Source organism: Syntrophales bacterium (genome assembly GCA_026417625.1).
Classification (GTDB): Bacteria; Desulfobacterota; Syntrophia; order Syntrophales; family UBA8958; genus JAOACW01.
Map to the genome: position 1 here is coordinate 162,370 of JAOACW010000002.1, position 13,545 is coordinate 175,914.

At 44.7% G+C, this 13,545-nt stretch carries 8 protein-coding genes; 4 read left to right on the plus strand and 4 right to left on the minus strand.

Translation table 11 applies throughout. The features are described from left to right. Window positions 1-23 precede the first annotated feature (23 nt). A complete protein-coding gene (locus N2317_02355; protein MCX7816340.1) occupies window positions 24-3,035 on the plus strand; it encodes an acyl-CoA dehydratase activase in 3,012 nt (1,003 codons plus the stop codon). A gap of 14 nt (window positions 3,036-3,049) precedes the next feature. After that, window positions 3,050-4,402 (plus strand): hypothetical protein, encoded by a 1,353-nt coding sequence (locus N2317_02360; GenBank protein ID MCX7816341.1) that lies wholly within the window; start codon window positions 3,050-3,052, stop codon window positions 4,400-4,402. A gap of 78 nt (window positions 4,403-4,480) precedes the next feature. On the opposite strand, the gene N2317_02365 is transcribed toward N2317_02360, so the two are convergent. Beyond that, on the minus strand, window positions 4,481-5,710 hold the full coding sequence (locus N2317_02365; protein MCX7816342.1) for a CoA transferase: 1,230 nt from the start codon (window positions 5,708-5,710) through the stop codon (window positions 4,481-4,483). A gap of 175 nt (window positions 5,711-5,885) precedes the next feature. Between N2317_02365 and N2317_02370 the strand changes: the two genes are divergently transcribed. Next, the gene (locus N2317_02370; protein ID MCX7816343.1) at window positions 5,886-8,870 is read left to right on the plus strand and encodes an insulinase family protein; all 2,985 of its coding nucleotides are present in this window, start codon (window positions 5,886-5,888) and stop codon (window positions 8,868-8,870) included. Between the two features lie 8 nt (window positions 8,871-8,878). After that, window positions 8,879-9,370, plus strand: coding sequence for a hypothetical protein (locus N2317_02375; protein ID MCX7816344.1), 492 nt, complete (start codon window positions 8,879-8,881; stop codon window positions 9,368-9,370). A gap of 16 nt (window positions 9,371-9,386) precedes the next feature. Here N2317_02375 and alaS read toward each other — a convergent pair whose 3' ends face one another. From alaS to recA, 3 genes are read right to left on the minus strand one after another with little or no spacing between them, the layout of a single operon-like run. Next, window positions 9,387-12,023 (minus strand): alanine--tRNA ligase, encoded by a 2,637-nt coding sequence (alaS, locus tag N2317_02380; GenBank protein ID MCX7816345.1) that lies wholly within the window; start codon window positions 12,021-12,023, stop codon window positions 9,387-9,389. Further along, window positions 12,014-12,496: a recombination regulator RecX gene (locus N2317_02385; GenBank protein MCX7816346.1), complete on the minus strand. Its 483-nt coding sequence runs from the start codon at window positions 12,494-12,496 to the stop codon at window positions 12,014-12,016. The genes alaS and N2317_02385 overlap by 10 nt, the downstream gene beginning before the upstream one ends. Beyond that, window positions 12,496-13,503, minus strand: coding sequence for a recombinase RecA (gene recA / locus N2317_02390; protein ID MCX7816347.1), 1,008 nt, complete (start codon window positions 13,501-13,503; stop codon window positions 12,496-12,498). Before recA ends, N2317_02385 begins: the two co-directional genes overlap by 1 nt. Window positions 13,504-13,545: the final 42 nt, after the last annotated feature.

Consider the following 13,545-nt stretch of genomic DNA (forward strand, 5'->3'; position numbering starts at 1 on the left):
AAAGGGGGTTAACAGACTGAAGAATGGGAAATAGTGTTGATCTTTATGTTGGTATAGATATCGGTAGTGTCAGTATAAATCTTGTTGTCATAAATGATAGAGAGGATTTGGTGTATGAGCGACCTTACGAAAGGCATTTTGGGAAAGTGGAGGAAAAATGTACTGAGGCGCTTTTCGATGTTTTAAATAGGTTTGGGTACGAAAGAGTAAGATCTGTTTCTTTTACGGGTAGTCACGGACGTAAGATCGCGGAGCGTTTGGGGTTGTTCTACGAGTTTGAAAGCATAACCCAAGTTATGGGTACTTTGAAGGTGTATCCAAATGCCAGAAGCATCATATGCATGGGCGGCCAGGATACATCCTTTTTCCAAATTGCTCACCATTATGAGGGGGAGTGGAGTATTGAGCATTTTTCAACCAACGGACCGTGTGCTGCAGGAACGGGTTCTTTTATTGATCAGCAGGCTGAGCGATTAAGTATTGCTATGTACGAGCGTGAAGCTGTAAGGGAGGTACATGAAATTGACAAAATTTTGAAGGATTTCATCACATTGGGAATGAAAAGTAACTCTCCTGCTTGTGTGGCTTGTCGGTGTACCGTGTTCACTAAATCCGACATGATTCATCTGCAAAACAAAGGTGAAAAACTGGAGGATATAATTTACGGACTTCACGTAGGAAATGCCCGAAACTACATAAGCACTATTATAGGGAATAGAATGGTTGCGGAACCTGTGATATTCATAGGTGGTCTTTCATTAAATGCACTGCAGGTAAGAGCATTCAGGGAGTATTTCACGGAGCTTGTTATCCCTCCCTTAAGCACATCCCTGGGAGCTCTAGGTGTTGCTATTCTTGCACTGAGGGCAGGGGACAATAGGATTGTTAAACCTGAGGATATTGGAACCACCTCTGATCTTTCGACCAGTGGGACGCTGCCTGTTGGAGAGAGGTTGATCTTGGAGAAAACCGTTTTTCAGGATTCGGGTTTTCCTGAACCGGTGGAGACGGATGGGAAAATAAGGGTCTATCTGGGTATCGATGTGGGGAGCACTACTACAAAATATGCTCTTGTGGATGAGCGGGGTAGGATTATTGGAAAGAGGTATGTAACTACTCGGGGAAGACCAATTGAGGTAACACAGGAGTTACTGAAGAATATTTGCGAAACATTTGGTGACAGACTGGAAATTCTTGGTGTAGCTACCACAGGTTCGGGGAGACATGTGGTGGGTGATTTTTTGAATGCAGACCTTATGGTGGATGAAATAACCGCCCATGCTAGGGGAGCCGTGGAGATAGATGGAGATGTGGATACTGTGTTCGAAATAGGAGGTCAGGATTCAAAGTACATCTACATACATAATAGGAATCCTCTGGATTTCGATATGAACAAGGTTTGCGCTGCAGGAACAGGAAGCTTCTTACACGAGCTCGCCAGTAAATATGGAGTGAATATCGTCGGAGAGTTTCAGGATATCGCCATGAGCGCTGAACATCCCATAAAGCTGACAGAGAGATGTACTGTTTTTATGGAATCTGATCTCCTTTCTTACCACCAGAGAGGGGCCTGTCGGAATGATCTTCTTGCTGGTCTCTGTTATGCTATTGTTCACAATTACTTAAACAGGGTGGTAGGAAAAAGAAAAATTGGTAAAAGAATAATGTTTCTTGGAGGACCTTCACTAAACAAAGGGGTAGTTGCGGCGTTTGAGAAGGTTCTCGGCGTAGGTATTGTTGTACCCCCACATCGCGAGGTACTTGGAGCCTACGGAGCTGCTCTTTTTGTAAAGGAGTATATGGAGCACAGACCCTCGGTGCGATCGCGCTTCCGGTCCGTTAAGAGTGTTATAAACGACAAACTTGACTATGTTGAGCGGGTCTGCAGGGCTGATGCCAACTGTCACAATCAGTGTAAATTGAAGATTTATGATTTTGATGGGAGGAAGAGTATCTGGGGTGGAGAGTGCGGGCGATACGAAATTTTAAAAAGTGTTGAACGGGTTGCGAAGAACTATTTTAAGGTGAGGGAGGAGATTCTACATTCGTTCATAGGAGATTTAGATAGTTTTTCTGTCAAGGAAGGTAAAGTTTTGTCTCCAGTTGTAGGTTTAGCCCGATGTCTCCACTTTTTCCAGACAGCTGTATTTTGGGTCTATTTTTTTAATGAACTCGGAATGAATGTTGTGCTTACACCACCAACGGATACGCGTATCGCCGAAAGAGGAATAGAGCTTACCCTTGCCGAGACGTGTTTTCCCGTAAAATTGAGTTACGGTCATTTCGAACTTTTAAAAGGTAAGGTGGATTACTTTTTTGCTCCCCATATGATCGATATGCCTGTTGCAAACCCTGGGGAGGTAGGCCTTTACTGTCCTTTAGTTCAGGCAAGTCCTTCTATGATTAACGCAGTACTCCAAATGGACAATTTTTTGGATCCTGTGGTTCGGTTAAACCAGGAACCGGAAATAGTTGCCCACGACCTTTACGTGCAGCTCAAGGGGAAGCTGTCCATCAAATTCAAGAAGGAAGATGTAAGAAGGGCGGTTGTGATTGGTTTGGAGAAACACCGCGACTTCCAGAACAAGTTGATAGGTATCGGTCAGGAAGTTTTGAATGGGATTGACGATCGTGGTTGGATGGTTGTTGTAACAGGGCGTCCGTATAACCTTTATGACGAAAGGATCAACCTACGCCTCGGATATCATTTGAGCCGTCTTGGGATCACTGCACTTCCCATGGATTTTTTGGATGTGCGTGGAGTAGATCTCTCGGATTTTCCATCGATGTACTGGGGTTTGGGTGCTACTATTCTAAAGGTTGCTAAATTCATAAAGAATCATCCCCGCCTATTTGGTATTCACATCACCAATTTTAGCTGTGGTCCCGATTCTTTTCTGGAGCATTTCTACCGGTATGTCATGGGCGACAAGCCGTATTTGATTCTCGAGATGGATGAGCACACAGCGGTTGCAGGAATGATGACCAGGATTGAGGCGTTCCGAAACGTTATCGAGAATGTAGTAAATACATGAGGTAAAGCGTAGTTATGTCCAAGAGTGAACAGAAGATATTCAGCAGTGTTATGAACGGTGTGGGAAAAATCGGCATACGCGGCAAGACACTGCTCATTCCCGAAATGGATAGGATAGGTAGTCACCTGCTTGCAGCTGTTTTCAGGTCTTTTGGGATAGAGGCTAAAGTTTTAGAAACATACAGGGGTATAGAATTGGGAAAACAGTTTACTTCCGGCAAGGAGTGTTTTCCCTGTCAGATAACAATAGGTGATATCCTTTGGTTTGTGAAACAGGAAAGATCTAAAGGAAACTTTGATCCAGAGCGGTATCTGTACTTCATGCCGGAGACTGACGGTCCCTGTAGATTCGGCATGTACAACAAGTATCAGAGAATGGTGTTGAATTCCTTCCCGGAAACAAAGGATTTGAGAATAGTTGCGCTTACCACCGGAGATGGATACTCGCTTGAGGGACTTGTGGAAAGGGATGTTGTGAGAAACCTCAGAAAAAGTGCTTATTTTTCCGTTGTTGTCGCCGATATTGTAAATCGGTTGGTCTGGCGAGTACGACCTTACGAAAGGCGCTCAGGAGAAACGGATGATTTGGTGGACAGATCACTATCACGGCTGGTAGATTTGTTTGAGCGTTACAGCTCCCAGGGAGAATGGAGGAAGATCGAGGACGGTCTTGGAATGATATTCGCTGCAGCGCGAGATTTAGTGGATACTGAGATACCAAGAAAACCGAGGATAGGTATTATTGGTGAGATTTATGTTCGGAGTCATGAAAAATCTAATCAGGATACTATTAGGGTGATTGAGAAATACGGCGGCGAAGTGGTAAACGCCAGTTTAGCCGAGTGGATAAACTATACCACTTATTCCAGACTGAGGGATGCGAAAAGAGAGCTCAATATCGCTCTTATGCGTCTTGATTTAGATGTTTTTTTACGCACGTTGAAAAAAGTTGTAAATTTCGCTGAAGCGCTATTTTATCAGGAAGTAAAGTTATCGCAGCTTTACAAGCAGTTTCTCCGCTGGGTGGATATCCACAGGGATCATAGGATTGGGGAATTAGAAAAGATATTACATAAAACGGATGTATTCAAGTTTGATGTGGGCACTGAGGCCTGTCTGGGTATACCGGGAGCAATAACCTATGCTAGGGAAGGGTTTAACGGTGTGGTCAACGTATATCCTTTTACTTGTATGCCTGGAACTATTACAGCTGCTATCCTGAAACCAGTTATGTCACACTTTGGTGTTCCTTTTCTCAACCTGGCTTACGATTCCAGTGTACAACCAAACAGGGATATGGCCATTCGTACTTTTATGTATCAGGCGAACCAGCACTTTATTAAAAACGGCGGAAGGAAAGAGCGATGAATTCGGTCGTTGATGTTTGATTGCTTATTTCAAGATGCTTCCCTAGGTTGTGGATTTTAGTTCGAATTTTAAATGGCTTTATTCCGTGGTATCAACCCCAGCTAGGTCTTCGTGGGTGAAAATTACACCCTTCTCTCTCAGCTTAACAATCCTTTCCTCGGGGTATTTCAAGACGTTCTTTAGTATTTCCACGGTGTGTTCTCCCATGAGAGGTGCTGGCGCGTATACTTGACCTGGTGTTTCAGTCATTTTGAAAGGTGAACCAGCGATCTTTATATTCCCGGGGCCCGGCTGGTTAATGGCAACAATCATACCTCTGAAGTTAATAGCCGCATCGTTCACGACACTGTCTATTGTATTCACCGGTGAGTAGGGAAGGTTGAACCTTTCAAAGAGTTCAGACCATTCTTCAAATGTCTTTGTGATAAATATATTTCCCAAAATGCTGGTCAGTTCTTCCCGATTTTCAGTTCTCATTCTGTTTGTTCTGAATCTGGGGTGATCTATGAGATCCTCTCTCCCTAACATGCTGCACAGTTGTGACCAGAGATTATCATTACCTATGGGTACGATGATCCACTTGTTCTTTGTTTTGAAGGCCTGGAAAGGTGTGATTGTTGGGTGCATTGATCCCATTGGTTTTGGAATTTCTCCGGTTACGGTGTAGCGAACAATGGCATTCTCCAGGGTATACACCAGACTATCAACCATAGATATGTCTATCTTTTGTCCTTTGCCCGTTCTGTTTCTGTAGAGTAATGCGGCAAGTATGGCTATAGCGCATTGATGCCCTGCCATAATGTCGCCAATTGAGGTTCCTGCTCGGCAAGGAGGGCCCCCTTCGGGACCCGTTATGCTCATGAGCCCGCTGTACGCCTGGGCGACTAAATCATAGGCTGGTCTGTTTCGGTAATCTGGAAGAGTATTGTGGCCGAAACCGGAAATGGCGGCGTATATTATGGAGGGGTTTATTTTTCTCACATCTTCGTACCCAAAACCGAGTTTTTCCATCGTTCCAGGTCTAAAATTTTCCAGTACTACGTCGGAACGTTTTATAAGATCTGATAGTATCTCCTTTCCCTCTTCTTTTTTTAAATCGACGACAATACTTTTTTTGTTACGATTGATGCTTATGAAATATGCGCTGTGTTTTCCAATGAACGGACCGAATTCCCTGGCATCGTCGCCATTCGGAGGTTCTACATGAATTACCTCCGCACCCAGGTCGCCAAGGATCATTGAGGCGGTAGGACCGGCAAGGACGTGACTCAAATCGCATATCCGTACGTCTTGTAGTGCTTTCTTCAAGGAAACCTCCCTCTTGAATTTGTTTCCTTAATTTCTCACGAAAGAATTATCGATTTTTTTTTGGAAAGTCCAGGAGTAATCGGCGTGTGAGACGAAAATTTCATTCTTTACATTGCCTTGAATTTTGATTTTAAATCGTGCAATAAGTTTCCTTATATGGAGGTGATTTCAAAATATGCCGCATGATTGTCCTTCACCGGAATTCAAACCTGGTGATTTTTACGAAGGGTTTCTTGTTAAAAGGGTGGAATTGATCTCTCATCTTAGGATTACCGCCTATGAGATGGAGTATGTGCCTACGGGAACGGAGATTTTACATTTGCACTGTAACGACAGAGAGAATCTCTTCGCCATTACCTTTCTTACCCCGCCTCCGGACTCCTCGGGGTTACCGCATATATTGGAGCATTCTGTTCTCGCCGGTTCGCAAAATTTTCCCGTAAAGGATGCTTTCAACGAGCTTTTAAAGGGTAGTCTCCAGACGTTTCTCAACGCATTCACTTACCCTGATAGGACCATTTACCCCGTTGCCAGTACTAACAAAGTGGATTTTTATAATCTTGTCCGCGTGTATATGGATCTAGTTCTTAGACCTCGTCTTTTGGAGGAAACGTTTTGGCAGGAAGGCTACCATCTAGAACCTTACGATGAGCCGGGGAAAGGGCGTAGTTATACAATATCCGGTGTAGTTTATAATGAGATGAAAGGTGCGTATTCATCACCTAATAACTTGATGTACAAGGTTATTCAGGAGGGGATATTTCCTGATACTGTCTACCGCTTTGACGCCGGTGGCCATCCGGAGCACATTCCCTCACTTACATATGAGAGTTTTAAGAAATTTCACACCGCTTATTATACACCGTCTAATGCTCGAATTTTCCTGTACGGTGACATATCTCCAAAGGCGCATATGGAATTTTTTTCGGGTATGGTACGGAGATTCGAACGGGTACAGGCAAACATTGCAGTGAATCCGCAGCCACGATGGAATAGCCCCCGTTATTTAAAAGCGTATTTCCCCATTGGGAGGGATGAGGATCCAAAAGAGAAATCAATTGTGAACTGTACCTGGTTGCTTTGTGATGTTACAGACGAGGAGACGGTTCTTGCGCTTAAAGTAGTGGCTGGTTGTCTTGTTGGTACATCGGCAGGACCTCTTAGAAAAGCTCTAATTGATTCTCGTCTCGGTCACGACCTCTCCCCTGCTACGGGTATGGAATGTGATTATCGACAACCTGTTTTTACAGTGGGACTAAGGGGTACTGAGGACAACCGGGATAGGGAGATTGAAGCGTTGATTCTGGAGACACTGGATAAGGTGTGGAGGGAAGGACTGGATAGGAAGATTGTTGAGGGCATACTGCATCAGGTAGAATTTAGAGGACGGGAGATTGTTCGGGCGGAGTATCCTTATGGATTGATTCTGATGAATAGAGTCCTTCAGAGCTGGATATACGGAGGTGATCCTATAAGAAGTTTGAACTTTGCAGGACTGATAACGAGATTGAGAAAGAGATGGGAAGATAACCCCAGAGTTTTTGAAGAGGCTATAAAGGAGTGGTTGATAGACAATCCCCATAGGTTGCTCTCAGTGATGGTTCCTGACCCTGACTACCTTATGCGAAGAGAGGATAGGGATCGTCGGGTTATCGAGGAGAAGATCAGTGGTATATCCGAGAAAGAGGAGCAGGAGATTATTAATCGTGCCCAGTATCTCAAAGAATTTCAATCCATGCCTGATCCACCGGAAGCACTTAGAACGATACCGCGTTTGCGTCGCCTGGATCTTGATAGATATGGTGAGAACATACCTAAAGAAGTGAAAATTATAGAGGATGTAGCTGTCCTTTGTCATGACCAGTTCACGAATGGGATAGCTTACATTGATCTTGTATTTGATGTTGGTTCAGTCGTGGAGGATTGTCATGTTGTACTTCCTTTTCTTTGCCAGTTGATGGCGAATATGGGAGCTGCTGGTCTAAGTTACGACGAAATGGCCAAAAGAATTGCCCTTAGAACTGGTGGTATTACTTGTCGGTTGGTCTCGGGTATGGTTAGAGGTGAAGGTAATCTTTGGCAGAAAATGGTCATAAGAGTGAAAACACTAAATAGAAACATTAAGGAGACTATGGAGATTATTTCCGATGTTCTCTTCAGAGGGGATTTTTCCGATGTGAAAAGGGCAGGTGACTTGTTGGTCGAGAAGAGGAATAGTCTATACAATGCGGTGGTTCCTTCCGGCCATATATTTGCCCGACGGGTCGCTGCTGAGTCTCTCTCCCCAGCGGCATACCGAGACGAACAGTGGTATGGTCTTAAGCAGCTTGCTTACCTTACTGAGATTATACGTGGGAAGAAGATTCTGGAAGAGAATTACCTGGAAAGTCTCGCCCGTTTGAAGGAACACATTATGAACAGAACCGGTTTAACCATTGTCCTAACGGCTGAGGAAACAGGACTTAATCAGCTCTTTGGCAATGTGGGATTTTTGATAGAGTCCCTACCTAAGGGTTCATTGATGGAAGAATCTGTTCGTCTGCCTGAGTTACCTGATTTCATAGGTGTTGTTGTTCCAGCAGAAGTGGCATACGTAGCGAAGGTATGGGGAGCTCCCGTTTATGGTCATCATTTGTGTGCTCCCCTGATGGTGGCAGCCCGTTATCTCTCCAACGGTTTTATGTATAAAAAAGTCAGGGTGCAGGGTGGTGCCTATGGTGGACTATGCCAGTATGATCCTCTCCACGGGATCCTAGCATTTCTCTCCTATCGTGATCCCCATGTGAAGCGGACGCTTGATGTCTACGACGAAGCTTTGGCTTTTATAAGGAATGTTCTTCCTGAAGATGATGAGGTGGAAAAAGCGGTTATAGGAACAGTGGGGGCTTTGGATAGACCTTTGGATCCTGCAGGTCGGGCCTGGGTTTCAATGGTTCGTCATTTTTCTGCAATTACGGACGAATATCGTCAAGAACTCAGGGAAGAGATCATCCGTGTGGATGGGAAAAGAATACGAGAAGCCGGCGAAGAGTTTTTCTCTTTATCCCTCCATAAAGGTCGAGTAGCTGTTTTTGCTGGGGAAGAAAAACTACTTCAAACTAAAGAAGGTATTGAAGATATGGTTATTCGGCCCCTAGTCGAAGATATGAAGATCTGTTGAGGTGCAATATGTCTAAACATATGTCGTTTATGTTCGTTGTTCTGTCCGTGATTGTGTTTTTCCTTTCAGGATGCACTAGTGGGAGATACGGTGATATCATTCCCGATGAGAAAGTGGATAGGGATTTCAGTGCGTATGTAATGGACGCTGACTATAACTATTACTACAGTGGGCCTGATGTATATCCCAATGTTATTATCGGTGTTAAGAAAGGTCTTGTTTTAGCACCTGACCTCTGGAAACCTTTAAGAGGTGATCAGAAACAGTTTCGCGAGGTTATTCAGGATATGCAGTCTAAGGCCCGCGAGTATGGAGAAAGTGTCTTTGGTTCTGTCATCAGGGATCATCAGGGGAGGACTGTGGGCGTTTGGTATTCCATTCTTCGCGCAATAACGTTTTGCGAAATTAAGGGGGATAAAACGATTGTCGTTTACCCCCCCAATCTTGTCATTTTCCAGAGTGATGGAGCTGGTTTCGCCCCCACCGACAGGGACAAATAATTTGCCGGCAGTATTACTAAAGTATTTCGTATATTTTGTTTATAGCTTCATTGACTTTTTCTCCGTTAGGTCCTCCAGCCTGGGCCATCTCGGGGCGTCCTCCCCCGCTTCCTCCAACAATGGGAGCTACTTTTTTAACAATTTCTCCTGCTGAATAGCGATTGGTAAGGTCCTTAGTAACCATACAGAGGATCATTGCTTTTCCTTCAACAACGCTTCCAAGGAGTATGATGCCGGAACGCATTCGGTCACGCAGTTTATCTCCCAGGTCTCTCAGGGTTTTCACATCGGGGGCGTTTACCACGCTGGCTAGTACTCGAACACCTTTGACATCCTTTATTTGGTTTACCAGTTCAGCGGAATCTTTGGCCGCTAATTTGCTCTTTAGGATTTCAATTTCTTTCTCAAGTTCTCGCTGATGGCATTGAATTTTTTCCACTCGGTCAGCAATCTCCAGAGGATTTGCTTTGATCAAATTGGCCACCTTTTTTAACTCACCTTCTACTTTCCGGAAGTATTTGATAGCCTCTTCCCCGGTTAGGGCTTCTATTCGGCGAACACCCGCAGCGATGGATGATTCACTTATTATCTTCAGGGCTCCTATGTCACCGGTTCGGTTGACATGCGTTCCGCCGCAGAGCTCCATACTGATATCACCCATCTTTACGAGTCGTACTAAGTCCCCGTATTTCTCATCGAAAACGGCAGCAGCGCCCGTTTTGAATGCTTCTTCTTTGGGAAGTACTTGCGTTACAACTTCCACATTCTGGCGGATGTATTCGTTTGCTAAGAGTTCTATTTTTTCCAGCTCTTCCTCATCTATTTTTGAAAAATGCGTAAAATCAAAGCGAAGTCGTTCGGGATTAACTAGAGACCCCGATTGCTTTACATGTTCCCCTAGTACCTTTCTCAGGGCAGCATTTAGAATGTGGGTACCCGAATGGTTCGCCTCTATGGCTCTCCTACGTTTTTCATCCACCTTGAGTTCTGCTGCATCTCCCACACGGATGTCGCCCTTTCTCACCTTTCCTATATGGGTGATGAGAGTATCAAGTGGCCACTGAGTGTCCCACACTTCGAAGAGGAAATGTTCACCTTTTATAATGCCTGTGTCCCCTATTTGGCCACCTTTTTCTCCATAAAACGGAGTTTCGGTAACGAATATTTCTACATTTTCTCCTTCCCTAGCTTCATAGACTTCCTGATCGTCTTTTAGGATGGCAATTATCGGGGATGTAGCTTCAGTAACACCGTGATAGCCTACAAACTCTGTGGTGACGCCTTTAAGAGAGAGACGTTTGTACGATTCTGCCACTGCTTCTGCCCCGCTTCCTTTCCACGACTCTCGGGCTTTTTCCCTCTGGGCTTCCATACACCGCTCGAAACCTTCCATATCGAGTGTGAGATTGTCCTTTCGGACTATATCGTCTGTTAAGTCTACTGGGAACCCATAAGTGTCGTACAGCTTGAATATAAGTTCACCGGGGATTACAGTTTTGCCTTCTTTCTTGAGGACAGAAACTTCCTCAGCGAGCAATCTCATCCCGGTGCCGAGTGTTTCCAAGAAACGTTGCTCCTCATTCACTACAACCTTTCCTATATATTTTTCTTTACCGATGAGGTCGGGGTAAGCGTCTTTCATTATTTCTATAACAGTGGGTACAATCTCGTGCAAAAACGGTCGATCCATGCTGAGGAGTTTACCGTGCCTTGCCGCCCGGCGGAGTATTCTTCTTAGCACATATCCTCTTCCCTCGTTGCTGGGTAGGCATCCATCGTTTATAAGAAATGTTATAGCTCTTATGTGGTCAGCAATTACCCTTATGGAAACGTCGTTATCGGGTTCTTTTCCGTATGGTTTGCCTGTTATTTCTGAAATAGTTCTAATAATGGGTGTGAATAGATCTGTCTCGTAGTTACTGGTTACTCCCTGAACAACAGCGGCAAGCCGCTCCAAACCCATACCTGTATCGATGTTTGGTTTGGGGAGAGGATGGAAGTTACCTTCTCTGTCGCGATCAAACTGGGTAAACACGTGATTCCACAGTTCTAAGTAACGATCGCAGTCGCATTCTACTGAACAGTCTGGACGCCCACAACCTACACCTGGTCCTTGGTCATAAATTATTTCAGAACATGGACCACATGGGCCAGTATCACCCATCATCCAGAAATTGCTGTCCATTCCCATACGTACTATTCGTGTCGCTGGTACACCGATTTCCTTTTCCCATATCTCGAATGCCTCGTCGTCATCTTTGTATATGGTTACCCATAGCCTATCAGGTGGAAGTCCCATGACTTCGGTTAAGAACTCCCATCCCCAGGTTATTGATTCTCTTTTGAAATAATCTCCAAATGAGAAATTTCCTAGCATCTCAAAGAAGGTGTGATGACGGGCAGTGTAACCCACATTTTCCAGATCGTTATGTTTTCCTCCTGCACGAACGCATTTCTGTGAGCTGGCAGCTCTCGTATATCCCCTATCTTCCAAACCAAGAAACAGATTTTTAAATTGAACCATACCCGCATTTGTGAAGAGAAGCGAAGGATCATCTCTCGGTATTAGTGATGAGCTTTCAACGATTGTATGTCCTCTTTCTTTGAAGAACTGGAGAAACTTCTCGCGGATTTCCGCCGATGTCATTGCCATGATGTTTTCTCCTCCTTTAAATGTTTTAATGACTCGCAGATTAAGGATGAGGAAAACCCCCTGGCTCTCAACATGCGTGCAAAGCGGGCTTCTTCTTTTCTGTCCAGAGAGCTACTTCTCTTTTTCCGTTTTATAATCAACTTTATAGCTTCCTCTTCAGGTAACTCTGATCGTAACTCTTTGAGGGCATCGTTTATCTGCTCCTCGGATACGCCTTTGGCGAGAAGATCGGCTTTAATGCGCAGATCTCCTAAGAGATGTTCCTGAGCAAGGTAACGAACTCTCTGTTTTGTAAATCTCTCGTTGTTGAGAAATCCCAATGATTTGAATTCGGAGATGATTTCTCCGATCAGATCTTCTTCCAGGTTCATCTTCCTGAGTTTATCTCCTACCTCTTTTTCTGTCCTATCTCTGAAAGACAAAAACCTCATTATTGCTCTTTTTGCTTTTTCTTTAAAGGCTGATTCATCCATTAGTTTTCCGTAACTTCCCTTAGGCCGAAACGATCCCTTAATATGCTTTCCAGTTCAGCGAGCAATTCGGGATTTTCTTTCAGAAACGATCGGGCGTTATCCCTACCCTGGCCAAGGCGGGTACCTTTGTACGCATACCAGGCTCCACTTTTCTCGATGATTCCCTGTTCGGTGGCTAGATCTAGAATGTCTCCTTCTTTAGAGATGCCTTCACCGAAGATGATGTCGAATTCCGTTTCCCTAAAGGGAGGTGCAACTTTATTCTTAACAACCTTGACCTTACTGCGCATGCCGATCACATCCTGTCCCTGTTTGATAGTGGTGGTTTTCCTTATATCCAGTCTCATAGAGGCGTAGAATTTAAGGGCATTACCACCTGTTGTAGTTTCCGGACTGCCGAATAAAACGCCGATTTTCATTCGTAGCTGGTTAATGAATATCACTGTTGTTCTTGATTTGCTTATACTACCGGTTAATTTCCTCAAAGCTTGGGACATAAGACGTGCCTGTAAGCCCATTTGGGCATCTCCCATTTCTCCTTCCAGTTCTGCCTTTGGAACAAGGGCTGCAACTGAATCAATTACAATAACATCAAATGCTCCGCTCCGAACCAGTGTCTCCGCAATTTCCAATGCCTGCTCCCCCGTATCAGGCTGAGAAATGAGGAGCTCGTCAGTGATAACGCCAATTCTCCTTGCATAACCTACATCCAGAGCGTGTTCAGCATCGATGAACGCGGCTTGACCGTTTCTTTTTTGGGCTTCGGCAACGATATGTAAAGCTAGGGTCGTTTTTCCGCCTGCTTCAGGACCGAATATCTCCACCACCCTTCCTCGGGGTACACCACCGACCCCGAGAGCAATGTCCAGACTGAGGCAGCCCGTGGGTATTACGGGTACATCTATCTTTTCCGCACTGCCCAAACGCATAATCGCGCCTTTACCGAACTGCCGTTCTATTTGGGCAATGGCTAGATCCACCGCTTTGGTTTTATCTATGTCAGCCATTATTCACCTCCATGGTGCTTTCTCATTTTTATCCCGAGTAAT